The sequence below is a fragment of the Paractinoplanes brasiliensis genome, assembly GCF_004362215.1.
GTDB lineage: Bacteria > Actinomycetota > Actinomycetes > Mycobacteriales > Micromonosporaceae > Actinoplanes > Actinoplanes brasiliensis.
Genome location: NZ_SNWR01000001.1, coordinates 2555847 through 2579477 on the forward strand (window position 1 = coordinate 2555847; position 23631 = coordinate 2579477).

At 69.8% G+C, this 23631-nt stretch carries 28 protein-coding genes; 11 read left to right on the forward strand and 17 right to left on the reverse strand.

The window, feature by feature from the left end; translation table 11 throughout:
* Positions 1-173: 173 nt before the first annotated feature.
* The 12 genes from C8E87_RS11270 to mca all read right to left on the reverse strand — a co-directional run bounded on the left by C8E87_RS11270 (position 174) and on the right by mca (position 11187).
* The gene (locus C8E87_RS11270; RefSeq protein WP_133873047.1) at positions 174-485 is read right to left on the reverse strand and encodes an NIPSNAP family protein; all 312 of its coding nucleotides are present in this window, start codon (positions 483-485) and stop codon (positions 174-176) included.
* A 170-nt stretch (positions 486-655) separates the two neighbouring features.
* A complete protein-coding gene (locus C8E87_RS11275) occupies positions 656-1135 on the reverse strand; it encodes a GNAT family N-acetyltransferase (protein ID WP_133873048.1) in 480 nt (159 codons plus the stop codon).
* Between the two features lie 16 nt (positions 1136-1151).
* Positions 1152-1898 (reverse strand): SAM-dependent methyltransferase, encoded by a 747-nt coding sequence (locus C8E87_RS11280; protein WP_133873049.1) that lies wholly within the window; start codon positions 1896-1898, stop codon positions 1152-1154.
* Positions 1899-2030: 132 nt separating this feature from the next.
* Positions 2031-2198: a SitI3 family protein gene (locus C8E87_RS43645; RefSeq protein ID WP_166661149.1), complete on the reverse strand. Its 168-nt coding sequence runs from the start codon at positions 2196-2198 to the stop codon at positions 2031-2033.
* A 5-nt stretch (positions 2199-2203) separates the two neighbouring features.
* Positions 2204-2662 carry a CdiA C-terminal domain-containing protein gene (locus tag C8E87_RS11285; RefSeq protein WP_239079951.1) on the reverse strand — a complete coding sequence of 153 codons (459 nt, stop codon included), beginning with the start codon at positions 2660-2662 and terminating at the stop codon, positions 2204-2206.
* A gap of 236 nt (positions 2663-2898) precedes the next feature.
* Positions 2899-3321 carry a glutaredoxin domain-containing protein gene (locus C8E87_RS11290; RefSeq protein ID WP_133873050.1) on the reverse strand — a complete coding sequence of 141 codons (423 nt, stop codon included), beginning with the start codon at positions 3319-3321 and terminating at the stop codon, positions 2899-2901.
* A gap of 10 nt (positions 3322-3331) precedes the next feature.
* Positions 3332-3829 carry a 5-(carboxyamino)imidazole ribonucleotide mutase gene (gene purE, locus C8E87_RS11295; protein WP_133873051.1) on the reverse strand — a complete coding sequence of 166 codons (498 nt, stop codon included), beginning with the start codon at positions 3827-3829 and terminating at the stop codon, positions 3332-3334.
* Complete coding sequence (locus C8E87_RS11300; protein WP_133873052.1) at positions 3830-4972, reverse strand: 5-(carboxyamino)imidazole ribonucleotide synthase; 1143 nt, start codon at positions 4970-4972, stop codon at positions 3830-3832. It lies immediately after the preceding gene.
* A gap of 85 nt (positions 4973-5057) precedes the next feature.
* A complete protein-coding gene (locus tag C8E87_RS11305) occupies positions 5058-7043 on the reverse strand; it encodes a thioredoxin domain-containing protein (RefSeq protein ID WP_133873053.1) in 1986 nt (661 codons plus the stop codon).
* Positions 7044-7098: 55 nt separating this feature from the next.
* On the reverse strand, positions 7099-9642 hold the full coding sequence (locus C8E87_RS11310; protein WP_133873054.1) for a putative bifunctional diguanylate cyclase/phosphodiesterase: 2544 nt from the start codon (positions 9640-9642) through the stop codon (positions 7099-7101).
* A gap of 249 nt (positions 9643-9891) precedes the next feature.
* Positions 9892-10245, reverse strand: coding sequence for a hypothetical protein (locus C8E87_RS11315; RefSeq protein ID WP_133873055.1), 354 nt, complete (start codon positions 10243-10245; stop codon positions 9892-9894).
* Positions 10246-10305: 60 nt separating this feature from the next.
* Positions 10306-11187 carry a mycothiol conjugate amidase Mca gene (mca, locus tag C8E87_RS11320; protein ID WP_133873056.1) on the reverse strand — a complete coding sequence of 294 codons (882 nt, stop codon included), beginning with the start codon at positions 11185-11187 and terminating at the stop codon, positions 10306-10308.
* A 110-nt stretch (positions 11188-11297) separates the two neighbouring features.
* Between mca and C8E87_RS11325 the strand changes: the two genes are divergently transcribed.
* Both C8E87_RS11325 and greA read left to right on the forward strand, forming a co-directional pair.
* Entirely contained in the window at positions 11298-11717 is a 420-nt protein-coding gene (locus C8E87_RS11325) for a DUF4307 domain-containing protein (RefSeq protein ID WP_239079950.1), read from the forward strand.
* A gap of 106 nt (positions 11718-11823) precedes the next feature.
* On the forward strand, positions 11824-12372 hold the full coding sequence (gene greA, locus C8E87_RS11330; RefSeq protein ID WP_438866045.1) for a transcription elongation factor GreA: 549 nt from the start codon (positions 11824-11826) through the stop codon (positions 12370-12372).
* A gap of 44 nt (positions 12373-12416) precedes the next feature.
* Here the strand turns inward: greA and ilvA are convergent, their stop codons facing one another.
* The 3 genes from ilvA to C8E87_RS11345 are packed head-to-tail and all read right to left on the reverse strand — an operon-like array spanning position 12417 to position 16205.
* A complete protein-coding gene (gene ilvA, locus C8E87_RS11335; protein WP_133873059.1) occupies positions 12417-13664 on the reverse strand; it encodes a threonine ammonia-lyase in 1248 nt (415 codons plus the stop codon).
* A gap of 15 nt (positions 13665-13679) precedes the next feature.
* The gene (locus C8E87_RS11340) at positions 13680-15038 is read right to left on the reverse strand and encodes an amidase (RefSeq protein ID WP_133873060.1); all 1359 of its coding nucleotides are present in this window, start codon (positions 15036-15038) and stop codon (positions 13680-13682) included.
* A gap of 15 nt (positions 15039-15053) precedes the next feature.
* Positions 15054-16205 (reverse strand): cystathionine gamma-synthase, encoded by a 1152-nt coding sequence (locus C8E87_RS11345; protein ID WP_133873061.1) that lies wholly within the window; start codon positions 16203-16205, stop codon positions 15054-15056.
* Positions 16206-16229: 24 nt separating this feature from the next.
* Here C8E87_RS11345 and C8E87_RS11350 point away from each other — a divergent pair, with 24 nt between their 5' ends.
* The 5 genes from C8E87_RS11350 (at position 16230) to C8E87_RS11370 (ending at position 18462) form a co-directional block, all read left to right on the forward strand.
* Positions 16230-16643 (forward strand): HIT family protein, encoded by a 414-nt coding sequence (locus C8E87_RS11350; protein ID WP_133873062.1) that lies wholly within the window; start codon positions 16230-16232, stop codon positions 16641-16643.
* A gap of 47 nt (positions 16644-16690) precedes the next feature.
* The gene (msrA, locus tag C8E87_RS11355; RefSeq protein WP_133876765.1) at positions 16691-17350 is read left to right on the forward strand and encodes a peptide-methionine (S)-S-oxide reductase MsrA; all 660 of its coding nucleotides are present in this window, start codon (positions 16691-16693) and stop codon (positions 17348-17350) included.
* A gap of 44 nt (positions 17351-17394) precedes the next feature.
* Complete coding sequence (locus tag C8E87_RS11360; RefSeq protein ID WP_133873063.1) at positions 17395-17595, forward strand: hypothetical protein; 201 nt, start codon at positions 17395-17397, stop codon at positions 17593-17595.
* Positions 17592-17996, forward strand: coding sequence for a type II toxin-antitoxin system VapC family toxin (locus C8E87_RS11365; RefSeq protein ID WP_133873064.1), 405 nt, complete (start codon positions 17592-17594; stop codon positions 17994-17996). Before C8E87_RS11360 ends, C8E87_RS11365 begins: the two co-directional genes overlap by 4 nt.
* Before the next feature lie 136 nt (positions 17997-18132).
* Positions 18133-18462, forward strand: a complete 330-nt coding sequence (locus C8E87_RS11370) for a hypothetical protein (RefSeq protein ID WP_133873065.1) — start codon at positions 18133-18135, stop codon at positions 18460-18462.
* Here the strand turns inward: C8E87_RS11370 and C8E87_RS43650 are convergent.
* Entirely contained in the window at positions 18459-18626 is a 168-nt protein-coding gene (locus C8E87_RS43650) for a hypothetical protein (RefSeq protein WP_166661150.1), read from the reverse strand. The two genes, C8E87_RS11370 and C8E87_RS43650, sit on opposite strands and share 4 nt — an antisense overlap.
* A gap of 118 nt (positions 18627-18744) precedes the next feature.
* Here C8E87_RS43650 and C8E87_RS11375 point away from each other — a divergent pair, with 118 nt between their 5' ends.
* The 4 genes from C8E87_RS11375 (at position 18745) to C8E87_RS11390 (ending at position 22861) form a co-directional block, all read left to right on the forward strand.
* On the forward strand, positions 18745-20157 hold the full coding sequence (locus C8E87_RS11375) for a CYTH and CHAD domain-containing protein (RefSeq protein WP_133873066.1): 1413 nt from the start codon (positions 18745-18747) through the stop codon (positions 20155-20157).
* Between the two features lie 30 nt (positions 20158-20187).
* Positions 20188-21153: a polyphosphate kinase 2 gene (gene ppk2, locus C8E87_RS11380; protein ID WP_133873067.1), complete on the forward strand. Its 966-nt coding sequence runs from the start codon at positions 20188-20190 to the stop codon at positions 21151-21153.
* A gap of 281 nt (positions 21154-21434) precedes the next feature.
* A complete protein-coding gene (locus C8E87_RS11385; protein ID WP_133873068.1) occupies positions 21435-22346 on the forward strand; it encodes a ribonuclease Z in 912 nt (303 codons plus the stop codon).
* Positions 22346-22861 carry a GNAT family N-acetyltransferase gene (locus C8E87_RS11390; RefSeq protein WP_133873069.1) on the forward strand — a complete coding sequence of 172 codons (516 nt, stop codon included), beginning with the start codon at positions 22346-22348 and terminating at the stop codon, positions 22859-22861. The genes C8E87_RS11385 and C8E87_RS11390 overlap by 1 nt, the downstream gene beginning before the upstream one ends.
* Positions 22862-23174: 313 nt before the next feature.
* Here C8E87_RS11390 and C8E87_RS11395 read toward each other — a convergent pair whose 3' ends face one another.
* Entirely contained in the window at positions 23175-23456 is a 282-nt protein-coding gene (locus tag C8E87_RS11395; RefSeq protein WP_239079949.1) for a hypothetical protein, read from the reverse strand.
* Positions 23457-23631 lie beyond the last annotated feature (175 nt).

Consider the following 23631-nt stretch of genomic DNA (forward strand, 5'->3'; position numbering starts at 1 on the left):
ATTCGGGTTCCTGCACGCGTCCCGGCGGCTCTGCCGCCACACCCGCCCGCCGGATTACGCCGCAACATCGAGTGTCGTGGCCCCGCGGCGCGGTCAGTAATCAAGCGACTCTGCCGCCACGCCCCGCCCGCCGGGTTGCGGCATAACGTCGCTGCCGTGATCGCGCGGCGCTGTCAACGCTCTGGTAGCAGTGGTCGCATGAACGTGCGCTCGTAGCGGAGCACACATCCCGACTCGTCACGGATCCGGTCGGCCGCGATGAAATCCGGATGTTTCCCGAAGAGCGCCCGATACCGCTCGTACTCCGCGAGGCTCTCGAAGCTGAACAAAGCCTCGGCCTTGTCGCTGGCACCCTCCGCGGGCAGGAAATAGCCGTGGTGGACGCCGCCGTGCTCGGCCACGAGCCGCATCCACTCGCGGGCGAAGCGCTCGAACGCCTCGATCTGCCGGGGATCGATCGTGTAATGCACCACGCACGTGATCACGGCTCGACCCTACATTTGCGGGCATGGGCCCGCTTCACGTCGGCGGCTGGTCCGACTCCGACCGCGGGCTCGACCAGGCCACAAAGGTCGCCGAGGTGCTCGCCGCCTGAGAGGAGGCGGCTCGGGTTACGAGTGTGGGACGGGTTGGCTGCGTGCGTGAGGGCGGCCTGCTACGCGTACGGGAAACGCTTTTCCATGACTCGGGTGGGGCGACCCTTGCCGAGGTCGGGGCGCAGGTCGATCTGGTCGTAGCCGAGCGCCCGCCAGAACGCGAACGCCGGCTCGTTGTTGGCCAGCACGCCCAGACGCAGAGCAGTGGCGCCGCCGGAGCGGAACATCTCCTCGATCGCGCACGTGATGGCACGGCCGTGACCCCGGCGGGCCAGACGACCGTCCACAAGCAGCAGACCGATCCACGGGTGGCCGTCGACGGGGTGTTCCTGCAGCACCTGGGCGAAGCCCACCACACGGCCGCCGGCGTCACGCCCGACAACCGTGTCCTCGCCGAGCATCACCTCGACCTCGGTCCGTGACAGGGTGCCGAGGTCGAGGTCGCCGCTGATGCGCCAGTACTCGGGCTGCGAACAGCAGATCTCGTACAGGCTGTCCAGCTCCGGCCCGGCCAGGGTGGCCACGCTCAGTCTGATCATGCAGGCACTGTAGAGGTCAGCGCTTCCGAAGGGCGAACACTCCCCAGCCCAGATAGCGGCGCTGGTAGCGAACGTAGTTGAGCGGCGCGGTGTCGAGTTCGGCCCGGAAGTCGGGGGCCAGCTCGTCGTCCGGGTTCTCGTCGAGCCACGTACGGACGGTCAGCCATTGCGCCGCCACGTAACGGTCCCAGCTGTCCCGGTCGGCCAGCACCATCTCGACCAGGTCCCAACCGAGCTTCCCGTACGACTCGACCAGCCCCGGCAGGTCCGAATAGTCGTTTTTGTTGGCGATGCCGGAGCCGTGCACCGCCGCTTCGTCGGGTGGTTCCTCCCGCCAGTACGGCTCCCCGATCAGCATCAGGCCACCCGGGCGGAGGCTGCGTTCAAGCAGCTCGATCGTGCCGGGAAGCCCGTTGCCGATCCAGGTCGCGCCGATGCACGCGGTCACGTCGACGGGTTCGGCCGCCACAAAGCCGGCCGCGTCGTCGTGCACGAAGGTCACGCTGCCGGCCACGCCCAGCTCGACCGCGCGGGTGCGGGCCTGCTCGACGAAGACCGTGCTGATATCGACACCCGTACCGGAGATGCCGTGATCGCGGGCCCAGGTGCACAGCATCTCGCCGCTGCCGCAGGCCAGGTCGAGCATGGTCGTCCCCGGGCGCAGCTGCAGGGCCCGCCCCAGAACGGCGAGCTTGACCTCATCGATCGGATTGTGAATGCGATGGTGCCGTTCACGAACAACAAAACTACGTGGAAGGTCCACTTCGAGAATTCCTCACGCCGGACGAACGGATGGTCAGCTCAGAACCGGCCGGAACCCGCATACAAAGCACCTCCACAGATATCGTCGCCCGACCGTATGCCACGCCCCACCCGACGGCCACCGATTTCTTCGTCAACCCGGAAGCACTTGATCGGCGCCCTCGTAGTGCTCCCACCACTTCTCACGCCGGTGCTTCGTCAGCACGCCCCCGAACCGCGCCAACAGGAGGTTGTCACCGTTGAACACAAACGCGGCGTCCTCGTCACCGGAGTCGAGCACACGTCGGACGACGGTGAGCATGTTCCTCACCTGCCATCCCATGTCAGATCGTCTCCCCACCCCTGGAGGTTGATGACCACGCGCTGCGTCTGAAGCTTGATAATTTTCTCGTCGCGCACATAGCTCCAAATGCCGTACGGGGGCTTGTTGGGGTTGGTCGGCGAGTAACAGTCGAACACCCTGCCTTCGAGCAGGTAATCCGGTTTCTTGATCGGGTCTCCGCGGTCGCCGGTCGCCTGCCGCGCCTGCGCGATCTCCTCGTCCGAGGGGTTCTGCTTGATCCGCCATCCCTGGGCGGCGAGGACCGCGGCAGCCGAATTCTCCATCTCGATTGACCGCAGCGTCGACTCATCCTGCTTTCCCTTGGGCACGGTCTTGTTTCCGTCCGGAACACCACCCGGCGTGCCACTCCGATGGGTAAGCGCGCCGCCGGACTGTCGCATCGCGGCCGCTTTGACTCGACCGATCTGCGCCTTACCGTCCACCGCCCTCTGGGCTCTCCTTATGGACTCCGGATCATCACCGTCCGAATGCAGCCGGGGCGGCCCGTCGCCGCCGGGTCCGTCGGGCGGGTCGTCGTTTCCGCTGCGCGGTCGCTTCGACATGTCGCCCCTATCGGGCGTGCCGGCCCGACCCGGCGCTGTCGTCGCTCATATCGACCTCCCTCGTGCCGAATCCGCCTCCCGTCATTGAAATTGACGAGCGCAAATCCCGTACGGGGTCAGGGGAGGTTTCGGACGAGTTGTGGTGACGGGTTCACATAGGAGCTGTCGACAGTGATGACCGTTGGCACGGTTTCGTTGCCGTCGGCGACTGCCCGGACCGAAGCCGCCGCGGAGGGGTCTTTCCAGATGTCGACCCAGTGGTAACGCCCGGCCCGCCGCGCCAGCGAGGAGCGCAGACGCAAGCAGTACGGGCACCCGGGGCGCCAATAGATGATCGGGCGACCGTCGACGGCCTGAGCGGCGCGCGCCTCGGCGTCGGTCACCGAGCGCGGGAAAGCGGGCGGCGAGACGAGTACTCCGAACAGGACAAAAGCGGTCAGCACCGCCACACCGCCGGCCACCGAGCCGTCGGCGATCATCGGGATGCCGCCCAGAAGCCCGGCGGCGACGAGGATGACTGAAGAGGTCCAGCGCCTCATAGCTGCGACGTTACCCGAGCAGGCGTTCGCGCAGCGCCGCGTCTTTCTCGGCGACCAGTTTCTCGAGGCTCGCCTGGAAGTTCGCCATCTTCGTCCGCAGCACCGGGTCGGACGCCCCGAGGATGCGCACCGCGAGCAGCCCGGCGTTACGCGCCCCGCCGATCGACACGGTCGCCACGGGCACGCCGGCCGGCATCTGCACGATCGAGAGCAGCGAGTCCATGCCGTCGAGGTGTTTGAGCGGCACCGGCACCCCGATCACCGGCAGGGGGGTCAGCGCGGCGACCATGCCCGGCAGGTGGGCCGCTCCCCCGGCGCCCGCGATGATCGCCCGCAGTCCCCGCTCGGCGGCCGACGAGGCGTAGTCGACCATCTTGCCGACCGTACGGTGGGCCGAAACCACCCCGACCTCGAACGGCACCTCGAATTCGGCCAGCGCGACGGCGGCGGCCTCCATCGTGGGCCAATCGGAATCGCTGCCCATGATGATCCCGACGAGCGGCGCCATTTACCGGCCCTCCTGAAGCCACTGGGCGGCACGGGCCGCGCGGGCCCGCACCGAGGTCATGTCGTCCCCGAGCACGGTCACGTGCCCGATCTTGCGGCCGGGCCGCACGAGCTTGCCGTACAGGTGGACGCGGGCGCCCGGGTCCTCGGCGAACAGGTGGTGCAGCCGCTCGTCGATCGACATGCCGCCGGGCTCGCCGCCCAGCACGTTGGCCATGACGACCGCGGGCGCGGTGAGCGAGGTCTCGCCCATCGGGTAGTCGAGGACCGCCCGCAGGTGCTGCTCGAACTGCGACGTCCGGGCGCCTTCGATCGTCCAGTGGCCGGAGTTGTGCGGCCGCATCGCGAGCTCGTTGACAACGATGCCGTCCTCGGTCTCGAACAGCTCGACGGCGAGCAGGCCGACGACGCCGAGCGCGTTGGCCAGGTCGATCGCGAGCTGCTGAGCTTCGAGGGCGCGGCTCTCGGACAGGCCGGGGGCGGGCGCGAGCACCTCGACACAGATGCCGTCCTTCTGCACGGTCTCGACCACCGGGTACGCCGCGACCTGCCCGAACGGGGAGCGGGCCACCAGGGCCGCGAGCTCGCGCCGCAGCGGCACCTCCTCCTCGACGATCAGCGGCGTGCCGGTCGCCACCAGCTCGGCAGCCTCTTCGGGTGACGACAGCATCCACACGCCACGGCCGTCGTAGCCCCCGCGCGTCGCCTTGGCCACGACCGGCCACGTGCCACCGGAGAAATCAGAAATGTCCGAAGAAGACGACACTGCGGACCAGCGCGGAACCGGAGCCCCCAGAGCCGCCAACCGCGTACGCATCAGCCCCTTGTCCTGGGCGAACATCAACGCCGCCGACCCGGGGAAGATCTTGACCCCCTCGGCCTCCAACGCCTCGATGTGCGCGGTCGGAACATGCTCGTGGTCGAAGGTGACCGCCTCACAGCCCTTCGCGAACTCACGCAAAGCGGCCAGATCGGTGTGGGCGCCGATGCGCACATCGGCTGCGACCAGGGCGGCGCTGTCGTCGGGCGAGACGCTCAGCACACGCAGTGACTGGCCGAGAGAGATAGCAGCCTGGTGGGTCATCCGGGCCAGCTGCCCACCGCCCACCATGCCGACTACCGGCAGACCGGTTCGGGTATCCATCGCCCGCCCAGCCTAACCAAGCCCCAGCTCAAGCCCGCCGAGGGGAGGGCGAGAGCACAGAGCATGAAGGGGCGTGAGGCTGGGCTCAGGCCAGGCGGGTGGCCAGCTCCTCAGGACTGGTCACCGGGCGGTCGCAGACAAACCCACGGCACACGTACGCGGTGGGGACGCCCCCTTGCAACGGCCGGTCCGCCAGCAGCGGCACTCCGGGCCGGTCGGACTGCCCGGCGACGATCACCGTCCCCGGGGGCGCGTGCCGGTGAGCCGCGGCCAGCAGAGGACCCTCCTGTCCGGGCGGGGCCGCGATGGCGATCTCGTACGGGCCGGTCAGCGCCGCTTCGGCCACGGTCGCCGCGTACCCCGCGTACCGGGGATGGGTGCCGATCACCGGTCCGACAGTGGCCAGTGCCGCGTCGGCCGCCTCGCGATAGCTGGGCTCCCCGCTGAGCGCCGCGTACGAGACCAGAGCAGCGCACAACGAGGACAGCCCGGACGGAGTGGCGTTGTCGGTGGGGTCGGCGGGCCGGGTGACCAGGCGCTCGGCGTCGTCGGCGGTGTCGTAGAACCCGCCGTCACCGGTCGGGAAGTGTGCCAGCGCCGCGTCGAGCAGGTCGCGGGCCCGCTCCAGCCAGACAGCGTCGGCGGTGAGCTGGTGAACCGCGAGGAACGCCTCGGCGACACACCCGTAGTCCTCGAGCACGCCGGCCGGCTCCCCCACCACGCCGTCGCGCGACACCCGGCGCAGGCGACCGTCGACGACATGCCGGGTCGCGAGCACCTCCGCGATCCGTACGGCCGCCTCCCCCGACGACCCGGTCAGGATGCTGTATTCGGCCAGCGCGGTCACGGCCAGGCCGTTCCACGAGGCCACCACCTTGTCGTCGCGGGCGGGCTGGGGACGGCCGGCCCGCGCTTCGAGCAGGCGGGCGCGAACATCACGCCAGCGGGCGACCAGGCCCGGCTCGGCGGCGTCGATGTCCCGGGCCAGCACGAGGACGCTGCTGCCGTGCTCGAACGTGCCCTCGGCGGTGACCCGGAACAGGTCGGCCGCCCATTTCCCGTCGTCCTCGCCGAGCACTTCGATCAGCTGGGCGGGCGTCCAGGCGTACGTGAGGCCCTCGACTCCCGCGGCGTCGGCGTCGAGCGCGGACGCCAGCCCGCCGGCCGGGGTGCCCAGGTCGCGCAGCATGAAGCCGGCCGTCTCCTCGGCGATCCGGCGGGCGAACGGGTCGCCGGTGAGACGCCAGAGCTGCGTGTACGCCCGCAGCAGCACCGCGTTGTCGTACAGCATCTTTTCGAAGTGCGGCACGGTCCAGGTCGCGTCGACCGAGTAGCGCGCGAACCCGCCGGCCAGCTGGTCGTAGATGCCGCCACGGCCCATGCGCTCGGCCGCGAACCGTACGGCCTCAAGCGCCTCTTCGTTGCCGGTGCGCTGGTAATGCCGCAGCAGGAACAGCATCGCCATGTGCGGCGGGAACTTCGGCGCCCCGCCGAAACCGCCGTGGGTCGTGTCCTGATCCTTGAGCAGCCCGGTGGCGGCCGCGGCGAGCAGTTCCGACGAGATCGGGGCCTTGGGCCCGCCGACCAGCTGCGATCCGCCGATCGCCTGGACCACGTTGGCGCCCTGCTCGATCACCTGCTGCCGCTGGTCATGCCACGCCGTGGTGACCGAGTTCAGCAGGTTCGCGAAGTTCGCCTTCGGGAAGTAGGTGCCGCAGAAGAACGGGTCGCCGTCCGGGGTGGCGAAGACTGTCATGGGCCAGCCGCCCTGCCCGGTCATGGCCTGGGTAGCGGTCATGTAGACGGCGTCGACGTCCGGCCGTTCCTCCCGGTCGACCTTGATCGACACGAAGCCCGCGTTCATCAGCTCGGCGATCCGCTCGTCCTCGAAGGACTCGTGCGCCATCACGTGACACCAGTGGCAGGCCGCGTACCCCACCGAGATCAGCACCGGCACGTCGCGGCGTCTGGCCTCGGCGAACGCCTCGTCGGACCATTGCCACCAATCCACGGGATTGTCGGCGTGCTGCAGCAGGTAGGGCGAGGTCGCTCCGGCAAGACGGTTGGCCATGCCCACAGCCTCTCACTCCCGGCGGCCGGGGGCTCGGAGGCGAGGTTTTCGTGACCTAGACGGCGTCGTCGGCGCGCAGCGGGCGGATGTTGGCCGGCGCGGCCTCGGCGAGCTGGGTCAGCGCCTGCACGATCCGGTCGTCGGGCATCGGCTTGCAGAAGTGGTAGCCCTGAGCGGCGGGGCAGTTGAGCGCGATGAGGGCGGCACGCTGCTCGGTGGTCTCGACACCCTCGGCCACCACCCGTACGCCGAGGCGGGCGCCGAGCTCGACCGCCCCTCGCACCACGGCCTCGGCCGCCGTCGACTCGATCATGTCGTCGACGAACGAGCGGTCGATCTTGATCTCGTCGACCGGGGCGCGGGTGACGATCGCCAGGGACGAGTACCCGGTGCCGAAGTCGTCGAGCGAGAGCTTGACACCGTTGTCACGCAGCTCCGCCAGCACCTCGTCGACGATCCGCTCCTCGCTGACCGCCACCGACTCGGTGATTTCGAGGACCAGGCGGGAGGCCGGGGCACGGTGCCGGCGCAGCGCCTCGGCGACCTGGGCCGGGAAGCCGGGGTCGAGCAGGCTGCGGGCCGAGACGTTGACCGAGACCGGCACGTCGATTCCCGCCGCGTGCCAGCTGCCGGCCGCCTGCAGGGCCAGGTCGAGCACCCGGGTGGTGAACGCCGTGTGCAGTTCGGCCGAGTGCTCGACGACCGGGATGAACTCGGTCGGCGACAACTGCCCGCGGCGCGGATGCTTCCAGCGTACGAGGGCCTCGACACCGGTGGGCGCGGCGGTGACCAGGTCGACGGCGGGCTGCAGGTTGAGCATGATCTGGTCGTCGGCGGCCAGCGCGTCCTGCAGCTCGGCCAGCAGCGCCAGCCCGTCGGTGGTGACGGCGTCCTGAGCGGCGTCGAAGACCGATACCGACACCTGCTGGCGCTTGGCCTGCCGCAGGGCCAGCGACGCCCGCCGCACCATCTCCGCCAGGTCGACCCGCCCGGCCGCCCCGGCCGCGACTCCGACAGCCACCTCGACAGCCAGCCGTACGCCGGACACCTCCATCGGCGCCATCAGGTGCTCGACCACGTCGCGCGCCCGCCGCAGCGCCATCGGGATCCCGGAGGGCGTGGACCCGGCCGAGCCCGCCCCGGCCAGCGTGGTGACGGTCGGGATGAGCAGCGCGAACTCGTCGTCGCCGGTACGGGCGACCAGCTCGTCGGCGCGGGCCAGCTCGGTCAGACGTTCCGCCACCGTACGCAGCACCTCGTCGCCGTGCCGGTGGCCGAGGGTGCCGTTGACCTCACGGAAGTCGTTGATGTCGAGCAGCAGCAGCGCAACCGGGCGGCGCCGGTCGAACGAGCGCAGCAGCCTGTCCCCTTCGGTCAGCAGCGTGCCTCGGTTGAGCAAACCGGTCAGCCTGTCCTGGGTGAGGTCTCGGGTGATCCGTTCCTCCAGTTCGGCCAGCCGGGTGCGGGCCGCCGCGTCGTGCAGCGCGCCGGCCAGGGCGTCGCCGAAGGCCGAGATGGCGGCCTCGTCGCGCGGCACGGGCAGGGTCGGGTCGGCCAGCCAGACGGTGAGCTCGCCGACCGCGTCCCCGGCGACCGCCATCGTCCGGGTGATCGCCGGGCCGGGCAGGCCGGCCACCACGTTGTCCTGGCCGGGGCCGTCCTGGGCGTAGCGGCGTTCGCCGTCGCGCCCGCGGACCTCGATCTCGACCCGGCGGGCGCCGAACACGTCGAGCGCGGCACCCAGCCCGGCCCGTACGACCTCGGCCTCGGTGCCGGCCGGCAGGGTCGCCGTGGCCGCCGAGAACGCCTCCCACATGCGGCGTTCCTCCTCGGCCCGCAGGTGGAACCGGTAGGTGCGCTGGAGCAGCCAGAGCGCGGGGGCGAACGCGAGGAGCCACAGCGGGCCGTCGACCAGCGCGTGCACGGCGCCCAGGCCGACCGCCACGTTGCCGACGAACATCGGGATCTTCGCGTACGAGGCCCGGACCAGGATCTGCCGGGCCGGCGCGTCCCGGTGCAGCGTGAGGGTCAGCGTGGCCAGGCCGAACGTGATGAGCTGATAGGTCAGGGCGCCGGCGATCAGTCCGATCGCCGTCACGGTGCTCAGCACGGGCGCGTTCCCGGCGACCAGGGTTGCCACCAGCGCGGCGCCGGCCGAGCCCAGGCTGAGCGAGGCGGCAAGGTGTGCCATCTCGGCCAGGTTGCGCTGCGAGTCCCACCAGGACAGCAGCGCCCAGCCGGCGAGCGCGCCGGCCAGTGTCGCGGCGGGCAGCCAGCCGGGCGGCGTCGTCACGAAGCCGATGATGAAGGCCGCCTCGCCCCAGCTCACGGACACGAAGCCGCGGCCCAGCCGGAACCGCAGCCGGGCCAGCTGACCGGCCATGACAAGCGTCACGGCGAGCGCGACCCCGGTGACGGGGGTGAGTGGACGGTCGGCCGGCAGGCCCGCGGGAAGCAGCAGCCCGGCGACGGCGACCAGGAGGGCCGCGCCGGAGACCGCGGCGGTCAGCGCGCGGACCCCTCGGGAACGGCCGGCCAGGCCCGCCGCGTCGAGCAAGGAACGGCGGACACGGGCGCCGGCGACCGGCGGGGCGCTCATGCGGAACCCCATCGGAACAGCGGCACTCGCGGATGCACGTGCATCTGCAGTGGAGAAATACGCGGGCGGGGAATGGTCATTTTCGGCGCCCCCTTCCGCGCAGGGATCGGGGGCGGTTAAGCCCCCGGCGGAAGGCTAAATCAATACCGATGAACGCAACAGGGCTTGACGCACGACGCGTGTGGCCCTTACGTCAGACCAATACGGTGAGTGCTGTCGCCCATCGTGACGACACCGCCCACCACGTGGTCAAACGCGGCGGTTGTCGCCGTCCGCCGAGCCGCCGTCACGTTGCGTAGTAACGCCCGTGACCTCGTCGTCCACACCGGCGGCGGGTTCGTCGGATCGATCCGCGTCAACGTCGTGCGTGGCCTCCCGATTGCCGGAACGCTCGAGATCGGCATTCAGCCGGGCAATCTCAGCCTCACGCTGCGTCTGCTTCGCGTCAGGAAAACTGTCGGGAAGCCGACGCAAGCGCTTGTTCATGTTGCGGATCAGCAGAACAGTCGCTATGGACATGAGCACGATGACGAACAACCCCATCGGGCCGGCCAGGCCGCCCGACCGGGTGTCGCCGAAGTTGTTGACCGCGATGAGGTCCATACCCACGAGAGTACTGACCTGCGGTCCGCTCATGGACGGGCGGGCAGGGGCTCGAGGAGGTCAGCGAGCCTCGACCGACTCGCGGATGCCCGCGAACAGGTCGGACTCGGGCACCGGGCTGTCGACCAGCGAGCGGGCCAGCTCGAAGTCTTCCGTCGGCCACACCTTCTGCTGGAGGTCGAGCGGGATCTTGAACCAGAACCCGTCGGGGTCGACCTGGGTGGCGTGGGCGCGCAACGCCTCGTCGCGGGTCTCGAAGTACTCGCCGCACTCGACGCGCGTGGTGATCTTGTCGCCTCGGTCGTCGCGGTCGGACCACTTCTCGAGCCACTCGGTGTACGGCGACTCCAGCCCGGCCGCCAGCATGCCCTCGTGCAGCGCGAGCATGCGGGCCCTGGTCCAGCCCGAGTTGTAGTACAGCTTGAGCGGCTGCCACGGCTCCCCCAGCTCGGGAAAACGCTCGGGATCGCCGGCGGCCTCGAATGCCACAACGGAGACGTTGTGGCACATGATGTGGTCGGGGTGGGGATAACCGCCGTTCTCGTCGTAGGTGGTCATGACGTGGGGGCGGAACTCGCGGATCAGCTTGATCAGCGGGATCGCGGCGGTCTCGGGGTCCTGCAGGCCGAAACAGCCCTCGGGCAGCGGGGGCAGCGGGTCACCCTCGGGCAGACCCGAGTCGACGAAGCCGAGCCACGACTGCTCGACGCCGAGGATCTCGCGCGCCCTGTCCATCTCGGCGCGGCGGATGGCGGAGATGTTCTCCAGGACGTCGGGGCGGTCCATCTTCGGGTTGAGGATGCTGCCGCGTTCGCCGCCTGTGCACGTCGCAACCATCACCCGGACACCCTCGGCGACATAGCGCGCCATCGTTGCGGCGCCCTTGCTGGACTCGTCGTCGGGGTGGGCGTGAACCGCCATGAGACGCAACTGCTCGGCCACTGAAGTCTCCTCGGACCTGACCCGCGACGAGCGAGCCGGTGTCGACTGCGAAGATGGACCCTGCCATTCTTGCGGATCCCCCCGACAAGAAACGCACGAGAGGTGCTCAGGTGAGCGAGACGCGCACCACAACCCCGGTGTTCCCGCCGGGACGCTACGGCAGGCGCCGCTCCGGCCGACGCCGGCCGGTGCTGCCGGTCCTCGTGCTCGTGGTCGTCGTGGCCGCCTCGCTCGTGCTCTCGGTCCGCCTCTTCCAGCAGTTCGGCCAGACCGACTACGACCCGCAGATCGTCGGCTGGTCCGAGCCGTCCGACACCGTCATGACCATCAAGTTCAAGGTGCGGGTGCCCGCGGGCGGGGCCGCCGAGTGCATCCTGCGCGCCCGCGACTACGACGGGTTCGAGGTCGGGCGGCGTACGGTGGTGGTTCGGGCGACCGGCGACGCGAGGTCGATCGACGCCGAGGAAGACGTGCCCACCACGTCCCGGGCCAGCGTCGGCGACGTGCTGAAGTGCCGCGAGGCCGCATAAATACCGCGCACGACCCGTCGTCATCGGTGCAAGATCGTGCAAAACCGGCCCCACGCACACCGCTGGTAAGCTAAGTAATTCGCTCCGTTCAGCATCCCCGCCAGAGATGTTGGGCGATTTTCCTTTTTGTCTCGTGCCCGTTCCAGCAAGGAGATCGACCGTGACCAGTTCAGAAGCGCCCAAGACCTGGCTATCTCAGGACGCTTACGACCGGCTGCAGGCCGAGCTCGACGAGCTGATCGCCGGTCGCCCCGCCATCGCGGCGGAGATCAACGCGCGTCGCGAGGAGGGCGACCTTCGTGAGAACGGTGGGTATCACGCCGCCCGCGAGGAGCAGAGCCGCCAGGAAGGCCGGATCCTGTACTTGAAGGAGTTCCTGCGCAACGCCGAGGTCGGCGAGGCGCAGACGGCCAACGAGGTCACTCCCGGCTCGGTCGTGACGATCTACTTCGACGACGACCAGAGCGACACCGAGACCTTCCTGCTCGGGTCGCGTGAGATCGCCTCCACCACCGACCTCACGGTCTACAGCCCCGAGTCGGCCCTGGGCACCGCCATCCTCGGCGCGCGCGAGGGCCAGACCGTCACCTACACGGCCCCCAGCGGCGCCGACATCAAGGTGACCGTGGTGAAGTTCGGCCCGTTCGAGGGCTGACCCGGCCAGGAAGGCCCGCGGCACCCCGCGGGCCTTTTCCACATCTAGGGCGTGGTGTCGGCCAGCAACGACACCCGGTAGCCCGAGTCGCGCAGCGTGCTGATCAGTGCGGCCGAGTGGTCAGGCCCGCGGGTCTCGACGGAGAGCGCCACCTCGGCCTCGCCGAAGCTGAGCCGCGGGCTCTGCCGTGAATGCGCCACGTCGACCACGTTGGCCCGCTGCTCGGCGATCTCGCTCAGCAGCCGGGCCAGCTCGCCGGGCCGGTCGGTGCAGCGCACCGCCAGCCGCAGGAACCGGCCCGCCGAGGCCAGCCCGTGCTCGATGACCCGCAGCAGCAGCATCGGGTCGATGTTGCCGCCGGACAGGATCGCCACCACCGGGCCGTCCGCCGGCGGACTGTACGCGCCGGTCAGCAGCGCCGCCACGGCCGCTCCCCCGGCCGGCTCGACCACCATCTTGTGCCGCTCCAGCAGCACCAGGAGAGCGGCGGAGAGATCCTCGTCGGTGACCGTGACGATCTCGTCGACCAGCTTGCTGACGTGGGCGAAGGGCAGCTCGCCGGGGCGCAGCACGGCGATGCCGTCGGCGATCGTGACGGCCCGGTCGAGCTTGGCCGGCGCACCGGCGGCCAGCGAGGGCGGGTACGCCGCCGCGCCCGCCGCCTGCACCCCCACGACCCGGATGCCGGGCCGCAGAGCCTTGGCCGCCACCGCGACGCCCGAGATCAGCCCGCCGCCGCCGACCGCGGTGACGATCGTGGTGGCCTCGGGGCACTGTTCCAGGATCTCGAGCGCGACGGTGCCCTGGCCGGCGATCACGTCGGGATGGTCGAACGGGTGGATCAGCACGGCCCCGGTCTGCTCGGCGAAGCTCTGCGCCGCCTCGAGGGAGTCGTCGACGCTGGTGCCGGCGTACTCGATGGCCGCTCCGTAACCCCGGGTGGCGGTGACCTTGGGCAGCGGCGCGCCCTCGGGCATGAACACCGTGGCGCGGATGCCCAGCAGCCCGGCGGCCAGCGCGACCCCCTGCGCGTGGTTGCCGGCGCTGGCCGCGACCACCCCGCGGGCGCGCTCGGCCGGCGAGAGGCGAGCGATCCGCGTGTACGCGCCGCGGACCTTGTAGGAGCCGGCGCGCTGCTGGTTCTCGCACTTGAGCCAGGCCTCGGCGCCGGTGATCTCGGTGAGCGGGCGCGACGGGATCAGCGGGGTCGTCTTGACCACGTCGCCCAGCAGCTCGCGGGCGGCCCGGATGTCGGCCAGCCCGAGCAGATCGAGCGGGTAGGGGGTGTGCATGCCTGAATACTGCCCCTACACGAAGGCGTGCCGCTGCCAGGGGTTGAGAACCTCGAACTGCCCGGCCACGGCCAGCAGCAGCGCCTCGGAGTCGGGCGGGCCGACGAACTGCACGGCCAGGGGCAGGCCGTCCGGGCGCAGGCCGACCGGCACCACGATCGCCGGCAGGCCCGCGACGTTCCACGGGCCCGCGAACGGGGCGTACTTCATGCTCACCGACATGTTGTGCCGCCACGACCCGCCCGCGTGCCCGTCGGCGAGCGGGGGCGCCGAGGCCAGCGCGGGCATGAGCAGCAGGTCGATCGAGTTGTCGGCGAAGAACTGGATAGACGCCTCGCGGAACGCGTCGCGCTGCGACTGCCGGACCAGGCCGCTGCGCAGCGCCCACTTGCCCAGGCGGATGTGCTGCCGGGTGCGCGGCTGCAGGTCGGCCAGGTGATAGTGCTCGGCCTCGCGATACGCCGACGCGAACCAGGTGGCCAGGGTGCCCAGCCCCAGCGCCGGCGGGTACTTCGGGTCGGCCGTACGGGTGTCGTGGCCCGCCTGCACCAGCAGCTTGGCCGCCGAGCTCACCGCGCTCATGTTGGGCTCGTCGGCGCGTACGCCGGGAAGGGGTGACCGGGTCGAGACACCGACCCGCAGCCGGCTCGGCTGCACCAGCTTGATCGGATCGCGGCCGGCCAGCACCGAGAAGCCCAGCGCCGCGTCCGCCACCGTGGTCGTGAGCACGCCGTGCTCGACCAGGCCGTACCAGTTGGTCAGGCCCAGCTCGGGCGGGACCACGCCGCGGCCGGGTTTGAGGCCGACCAGCCCGCAGCAGGCGGCCGGGATGCGGATCGAGCCGAGCCCGTCGTTGCAGTGGGCGATCGGCACCAGTCCGGCGGCCACGGCGGCGGCCGCACCCCCGGAGGAGCCGCCCGGGGTGCGGTCGCGGTCCCACGGGTTACGGGTCGGCGCGTCGGAGGCGTCGGTGACCGCCCACAGCCCCATCTCGGGCATGCGGGTCGTTCCTACGACCACCGCCCCGGCCCCGCGCAGACGGCGGACGACCTCGTGATCCTCCTCCGCCACGCCGGTGCGTGCCGCCGCCGACCCGTTCCAGGTCGGCAACCCGGCGACCGGCGTGTTCTCCTTCACCGCCACCGGCACGCCCGCGAGCGGCAGGTTCGACAGGTCTTCCTGGTCGTCGACCTTCTCGGCCTCGGTGATCGCCTCGCCGGCCCGGATCACCCGGAACGCGTCCAGCGACGGGTCGGTGATGGCGATCTGTTCCAGGTGGTCGGCGACGACCTGGGTGGCGGTGATGTCGCCGCGCCGCACCGCGCGCGAGATCTGCTTGGCGGTGGCGCCGACCCAGGTCGTCCCGTCCGTCATTTCGTGCTCCGTAGCTCAGCCGAGTGCCTGCTCCAGGTCCGCGAGCAGATCGTCAACGGTTTCGATGCCGACAGACAGTCGCACGAGATCGGCGGGGACTTCAAGCGCGGAGCCCGCAGCGGACAGGTGTGTCATCTGCCCGGGGTGCTCGATCAGCGATTCGATGCCGCCCAGCGACTCCGCGAGCACGAAGAGCTTTGTCCGGTTGCAGATCTCGACGGCCTTTTCCATGCCCCCGTTCGCCCGGAACGACACCATCCCGCCGAATCGCTGCATCTGCTTGGCCGCGACCTCGTGCCCGGGGTGCGAATCGAGACCGGGATAAAGGACGTCGGACACGGCCCGGTGCTCGCGAAGATAAGAGACGATGCGCTCGGCGTTGTCACAGTGCCTTTCCATCCGTACGCCCAAGGTCTTGACGCCCCGCAGGGTGAGCCACGCGTCGAAAGGACCGTTGACCGCGCCCATCGCGTTCTGGTGGAAGGCCAGCGTGTCGCCGAGCTCGTCGGACGCCGCGACCAGGGCCCCGCCGACCACATCGGAGTGACCGCCCAGGTATTTGGTGGTCGAGTGCACGACCACGTCGGCCCCCAGCGCGAGCGGCTGCTGCAGGTAGGGCGAGGCGAACGTGTTGTCCACCACCAGCAGCGCGTCGTACTCGTGGGCCAGCCCGCCCAGCGCCGCGATGTCGGCGATGTTGAGCAGCGGGTTCGTCGGCGTCTCGGCCCAGATCATCTTCGTCACGCCGGGCCGGAACGCGGCGCGCACCTGGTCGAGGTCGTCGAGGGGCACTGCCGTCCACGACAGCCCCCAGTTCTCGGCCACCTTGGCGAAAAGGCGATAAGTTCCCCCGTACGCGTCCCCGGGGATCACCACGTGGTCGCCCGGACGGCAGACGGCTCGGAGCAGCGTGTCCTCGGCGGCCAGACCGCTCGCGAAGGCCAGGCCACGGCGGCCGCCCTCGATCGCGGCCAGGCATTCCTGCAGCGCGTCGCGGGTGGGGTTGCCGGAGCGGCTGTATTCGTAACCCAGCCGGGGCGCGCCGACGGCGTCCTGGGCGTACGTGCTCGTCTGATAGATCGGTGGCACGACCGCGCCGGTCCGGGGGTCCGGATCCTGGCCGGCGTGGATGGCAAGGGTGTCGAACCCGTAGTCGTAAGCCGTCATGTTGCGCAAGGCTAGTCTCGCCAGGTGGCATCGTGCGTGTTCTGCGACATCGTGGCGGGATCGGTGCCCGCCTTCAAGGTCATCGACTCGCCCGACGGCGTGGGGTTCCTCGACGTGCGGCCCGTGTTCAAGGGGCACGTGCTGGTCGTGCCCCGGGCCCACGTGGTGACCCTGCCTTCATTGCCCCTTACCGATCTGCCCGGATATTTCAACCTCGTGCAGCGGGTCACGGCGGCGGTTCCCGAAGCTTTGGGGGCGCAGGGGACATTTGTGGCGAACAACAACATCGTCTCGCAGTCGGTGGCCCACCTGCATTTCCACGTGGTGCCGCGGACAAAAGGTGACGGTTTGCGCGGTTTCTTCTGGCCCCGGCACAAGTACGCGAGCGACGACGAGGCCCGGGACTACGCGAGCCGCATCGCCGCGAAACTCGGGTAAGGATCAGGCCGTCCCCGGTGTTACATCACCGGATGAAGGGAGTGACCGTGTTCCTGCGGCACAAGAAGCTCGAGCTGATTACCCCCGACCAGGCCCTGCCCGGCCGGCTCCTGGAGATGCCGGTCGCCGCCGAGCACACCGTTCTCGGCACCCCGCTGAAGGGCCCGTGGCCGGCCGGCCTCGAGGTCGCCGTGTTCGGGATGGGCTGTTTCTGGGGCGCCGAGCGGATCTTCTGGCAGCTGCCGGGTGTCTACTCGACCTCGGTCGGCTACGCCGGCGGGTTCACCAGGAACCCGACGTACGAGGAGACCTGCTCCGGCGCGACCGGCCACGCCGAGGTGGTCCAGGTCGTCTACGACCCCACCAAGATCCAGTACGAGGACCTGCTGAAGGCCTTCTGGGAGAACCACGACCCGACCCAGGGCATGCGCCAGGGCAACGACGTCGGCACCCAGTACCGCTCCGCGATCTACACGACCACGGACGCGCAGGCCGCCACCGCCGAGGCCAGCTTGGAGGCGTTCCAGCCGGTGGTCACCAAGGCCGGCCACGGCCCCATCACCACCGAGATCCGGCCGCTCGGCACGTACTACTACGCCGAGGACTACCACCAGCAGTACCTGTCCGACGCCAAGAACCCGTACGGCTACTGCAACCACGGCCCCAACGGCATGACCTGCCCGGTCGGGGTCGCCCGCACCAACTGACGCACGTGCGAGAATGGCGGTGACCGACCGACCGGAGGTGAAGGATGTCCAGCAACGCTGAACCGATGCCCGCGTGGCCCCCGGCTGCCGAGCACGTGCCGGCCGCGGAACTGGCCCGTCGCCAGGGTGTTCAGCCGGTCGCCGCCATCGATGACCTCGCCCGGCCCGAGTTGTTCCAGTCGGACGACGAGTTGGACGAGTTCCTCACCGACCTGTATGCCTCTCGGCGGGCGGGGCTCGCTTGAGCCTGGTCGTCCTGGACACCGACGTCGCGTCGGCCATCCTGCGCGGCAGGTTGCACGACCGGCTCAGGGCCCGGCTAGCCGGTAAGACCTTGTGCATCACGTTCGTCACTCTTGGCGAACTGACCAAGTGGACCGTTTTGCGCAGCTGGGGCCCGAGAAAGCTGGCAGACCTGGCGGATTGGCGCTCCAACGTCGTGGTCTTGCCGTTCGACGAGGCGGTCGCGACCACTTGGGGTCATCTGCAGGCACGCGCACAGCACCGTGGGCGCCCCCGTCCCATGAACGATTCGTGGATCGCGGCCTGCTGCCTGGTGGACCGGCTGCCCTTGGCAACGTTCAACGGCAAGGATTTCGCCGACTTCGCCGAGTACGACGGCCTGCGCCTCTTCGACGTGTCCTAGGCAACCGTCCCGATTCGGGCCGTGCAATCGCGGCAACCGCCGGGGGTGGTTTTCATGCCTGGGGGTGGAAAAGATCGACATGTCCCGACATCGTCCGCACACTGGGGATCGACAGCGGTACAGCGGGAGGTGTGACGTGCGGACCTTTTACAACGACGACGAGCGCCAGGCCTGGAACCTCGCGGAGTCGCTCACCGAGCAGGCCGAGGAGTCGATGCGGGAGGCCGAGGAGGCCCTCGAGACGTGGAAGACCGGCAAGGAGATGAACCGGCTGCGCTGCATCCGTAAGGGCATCAGCGAGTCGGACGCGGAGATCCGCTGGTCGGCGTCGACGAATGCGAAGAACGCGATCACCAACAACGGTTTCTACGTCGGGCTGGCGACCATGTATTACGGCGCGGCCGCCGCCAATTACACCCGGGCGCTCTATCTGCGCAGCCTGGGCGGCCGGCCGATGGCGGCCTAACTGCCCTCTTCGTCGGCCGTCGCGGCCTGCGCGGACTGCGGGCGGGGCTGCGGGTCGGCCGGCGCCGCCGAGGCGGGATTGGCCAGGGCCAGGCCCAGCACGGCGCCGGCGCTGATCAGACCGAGGCCGGCCAGCGAAACCGGGCGGCGTTCGGACTTGTCCATGCGTACCTCCATCGCGGGATGGCTTCCCACGGTGACAGCGCTTCCTGTGACGCCCCTGTGCAGAACCTGCCAAAGACTTGGTCTGTGTCAGGGTCATCCGTTCGGGCACTATTAACCGATGGAGATCGCCAGCGAGACAGAGCGTAAATACGACGTGGCCGCCGAGTTTCAGCTGCCCGATCTCGCCGGCCGGGCGGGGATCAGCAGCACCGACGGCGCGCAGACCCACGAGCTCGACGCCACGTACTTCGACACCGACGATCTGGCGCTGATGAAGAACCGGCGGACGCTGCGGCGCCGTACGGGCGGAGAGGACGCCGGCTGGCACCTCAAGACCCCGGGTGACGGCGGCAGTCGTACGGAACACCGGATGCCCCTCGACGGTGAGCTGGTCCCGGCCCAGCTCACCGGCCTGGTCCGCGCGATCATCAGGCGGGAGCCGCTCAAGCCGGTCGCGCGCCTGCGCACCCACCGGGTCGAGACGCCGTTGCGCGACGCCGCCGGCAACACGCTGGCCCTCATCGCCCAGGACCAGGTGATCGCCGAGCGCGACGGGCGTGAGCAGCGCTGGCAGGAGGTCGAGGTCGAGCTCGTCGAGGGCGGCCCGAAACTGCTCGCCGCGATCGAGAAGCTGCTGCTCAAGGCCGGCGCCACGCCCGCGTCGGGGCCCTCCAAGGTCGCTCGCGCCTTCGGCAACCCGCCCCCTGCCGCGCCGGCGCCCACCCCGCAGAACCCCGTTCTCCGGTACGTCCGGGACCAGCGCGACGCGATCACCGGGTTCGACCCGGGGGTGCGGCAGGGTGATCCGGAAGCGGTGCACAAGATGCGCGTCGGCACGCGACGTCTGCGCAGCACCCTGAAGACGTTCAAGCGTTCCTTCCCGGAGGCGGCCGACCTGAACGGCGAGCTGAAGTGGCTGGCCGACCTGCTGGGCCAGGTACGCGACGGTCAGGTGCAGGAGGCCAAGCTGCTCGCCGGGCTCGACGACGCCGGGCCGCAGTTCGTGCCGGTGGCCGCCCGGATCCGCGAGCACCTGGACAGGCAGGTGGCCGACGGCCGGGCCGCGCTCGACGACGCGCTGGAGAGCGAGCGCTATCTGACCCTGCTCGACCGCATCGACCAGCTGGCCCGGCAGACCACCGCCGAGAAGGACCCGATCAACCGGGCCCGTAAGAGCCTGGCCAAGGCCGACGGGCTGCTCGACGAGGCGCTGGCCCACGGCGAGGACCACGAGCTGCACGACGCCCGCAAGGCCTACAAGCGGGCCCGGTACGCCGTCGAGGTGTTCGAGCCGCAGGCCGGCAAGCCCGCCAAGCGGCTGGTCAAGGCGCTGACCACCCTGCAGGACGGGCTCGGCGCGCATCAGGACTCGGTGGTCGCCCGCGAGCTGCTGCTCGAGCTCGGCGAGGACAGCTTCTGGTTCGGCGTCCTGTGGGCCCGGCAGGAGCAGGTCGGCCGGGACACGTACGCGGAACTGCCCCCGGTGGTGAAGAAGTCGCGCAAGACGAAACTTCGCCGGTGGTTGGCCTGATTGTCACCCGGCGCGGGTATGTAGTCCGGCATGCAGGCGGAGGCAGAGCAGAACGGTCACGTCGAGGACACCGATTCCACGACCGAGCCGTATTCGGGACCGGTCGCCGAACTGGGTGGATACCGGGTCGCGGACGATGACGACGACGACCCGGTGCTGCTCAACGCCGACGGCTCGCCGGTCGACACGTGGCGCGAGGACTACCCGTACGACGAACGCATGCCCCGGCAGGAGTACGACCACCACAAGCGGCTGCTGCAGATCGAGTTGCTGAAGCTGCAGAACTGGTGCAAGAGCACCGGTGAGCGCCTGGTGATCCTCTTCGAGGGGCGCGACGCGGCCGGCAAGGGCGGCACGATCAAGCGCTTCATGGAGCATCTGAACCCGCGCGGCTCGAAGGTCGTGGCGCTGGAGAAACCGAGCGAGCGGGAAAGCACGCAGTGGTATTTCCAGCGCTACATCAGCCACCTGCCGGCCGCCGGTGAGATCGTGCTGTTCGACCGGTCCTGGTACAACCGGGCCGGCGTCGAGCGGGTGATGGGCTACTGCACCCGCCAGGAATACCTCGAGTTCATGCGGCAGGCCCCCGAGCTGGAGCGCATGCTCGTACGCTCCGGCATCAACCTGGTCAAGTTCTGGTTCTCGGTGACCCAGGGCGAGCAGCGCACCCGCTTCGCCATTCGCCAGGTCGACCCCGTACGGCAATGGAAGCTCTCCCCCAACGACCTCGCGTCGCTCGACAAGTGGGGCGACTACACCGAGGCCAAGGAGGCGATGTTCTTCTACACCGACACCGCCGACGCGCCGTGGACCGTGGTGAAGAGCAACGACAAGAAACGCGCGCGGCTCGAGGCGATGCGGCACGTGCTCAACCGCTTCGACTACGACAACAAGGACGAGAGCGTCGTCGGCAGGCCCGACCCGCTGATCGTCGGCCCGGCGGCACTGGCCGTCGAGGGCACCGAGATGTCGCCGCGCGTATTCCCGCGTCTGTAGTGATTCAAAATTCCTTGGCGGCTCGGCCTTCGCGTAGTTAACGTAGCCGTACACGTGAAGGGAGGTGGTCCGAAGTTGTATAGCAACGGGACTCGTGAGGTGGCTGTCCGCTAGCCGCTGTCCTCGACAGCTTCGTAGTACTACGTCGAGACCGTGTGGCAGCGGTGCGGCGAATTCAAGGTAGCCACCCGACCCCTGGGGATCCGGCCTTGTCCGACCGGACCGTGCATGCGTGTGCGGAAGTCCCCAGGGGTCGCTTCATTTCCGCCGGGGGTGCTCCAGTGCGTGAATTGGTTCTGCTCGGCACGGCGAGCCAGGTGCCGACCCGGCTGCGCAACCACAACGGCTACCTGCTGCGCTGGGACGACGAGGTGATCCTCTTCGACCCGGGTGAGGGCACCCAGCGCCAGATGCTGATGGCCGGGCTCGCGGTCACCCCGATCAAGCGGATCTGCATCACCCATTTCCACGGCGATCACAGCCTCGGTCTCCCCGGCATCCTGCAGCGGATCTCGCTCGACAAGGTGCCCCACCCGGTGACGGTGCACTACCCGGCGGCCGGCCAGGAGTTCTTCGACCGGCTGCGGCACGCCACGAGCTACTGGGACAACGCCGAGATCATCCCTTCGCCCGTGTCCGGCGCGAGCACGGTGGTGGAGACCTCGGCGGGGCGCCTCACGGCGCTGCCACTCCTGCATTCCCTGCCCACGTACGGGTATCGACTGGACGAACCGGGCGGGCGCCGGATGGTTCCGGGGCTGCTGGCCGCCCACGGAATTGCCGGGCCCCTGGTCGGCGAGTTGCAGCGGGCGGGCCGGATCGGCGATGTGACGCTGGAACAGGTCAGCGTCGAACGGCCCGGGCAGAGCTTCGCCTTCATCATGGACACCGGGCTGTGCGACAACGTGCACGAGCTGGCGGCCGGCGTCGACATGCTGGTCATCGAGTCGACCTTCCTGACCGAGGACGCCGAGATGGCTGCGCAGGTCGGGCATCTGACGGCGGCGCAGGCCGGAGCGGTGGCGCGCGACGCGGGCGTACGGGCGTTGGTTCTGACGCACTTCTCGCAGCGCTACCAGGACGCGTCGCGCTTCCTCGACGAGGCAAGGGGCACGTTCGACGGCGACATCGTGGTCGGGGCGGATCTCGGGCGCGTGCCGGTGCCGCCGCGGCGGGAGGCTACGGTCGCCTGATGACGGTCTCCCTGCGTACGGCAACGGAATTTGATCTTGTCGCGGTGGGTGCGGTTCACCAGCGCTCGCGGGTCGCGGCCTACGCGGGCATTCTTCCGGAGCAGACGCTGGCCCGGCGCACCGAGGAAGCCTTCGGCGAGTGGTGGAGCGAACGGTACCGCTGGGAGAAGGACACGCATCGGATGACGGTCGCCGTCGACGACTCCGATCAGGTGGTCGGGTTCTCGTACGTGGGGCCGTCGGAGACGCCGGATGCCGTCGAGCTGTACGCGATCCACGTGCTGCCGTCGGTGATCGGCGCAGGGGTGGGGCGGCTGCTGATGATCAACGCGCTCGAGTCCCTCACGGCGCTCGGCAGGTCGCGGGCGGTGCTGTGGGTGCTCGAGGAGAACGTACGGGCTCGGGCCTTCTACGAGGCCGGCGGGTGGCGGCCCGACGGCGCGACGCGGAACGAGCCGGTGAACGGGGAACCGGTGGCTCAGCTTCGTTACACGCGGGAACTGCCTGGTCGTTGACCTGCTCCTCGTCGTGCTTCGGCTGGGCGGGAGCGCGGGACCGATATGGAACGGGGGAACCTGTGGCCCCACGCTCCCGCCAACCGTCCCGCCCGAATCGGGGTCGCGTCTGGCCGGAGACGCTGGACCGGCGGAGGCATGCCGGTCCTGTTCGATTCCAGGGCGGGTCTTGCGGCGGGTGATCGCGGCGCTGGCGGGGCGCAGCGGACTCACCGCCGGACGACGTCATCCCGGGCCGGGTAGCCATGGCCTGCCGGGGGAGGTCAAGCTGACGGGCGACGTCGGAGGCTCGATGGAGTTGTCTGGTCGTGCCTTACCGGTCGAAGGGCCCGCGGTTCGTCGGGCGGCGGGGCTCCTCACGGCCGGCTCGCATGGTCGGCATGTCCCGGATGCTGTTCAGGTCGTGACGGACGGTCCACGCCTCCCGCCACGGCCGGCGTGAAGCGGCGTCGGCCCGTTCGGCGAGCCGGCGTGGCGCGCACGGCCAGCGCCATCCACACCAGACACAGTTGTTGTCGCGGTCCGGCTCGGCGTGCCGCCCGAGCATCTGCTGAGCGTCCTCCCACAGGAGGCGATCCACAATGTCCGTCGGCATCGGCTGGGCGATGACCATTCCGTACCCCTCCGTCGGCGAATCGGGTGTCGGTCGGGTCGTCATATGTCCGTCACGAGCTATACAACCGCGAGGCGCCATCCCCCGGTCGGACTTTCTGTGCGATTAGCGCGACCCTGAGTGACTGGTTCGTGTGGCGCCTTTTGCACACACGCTC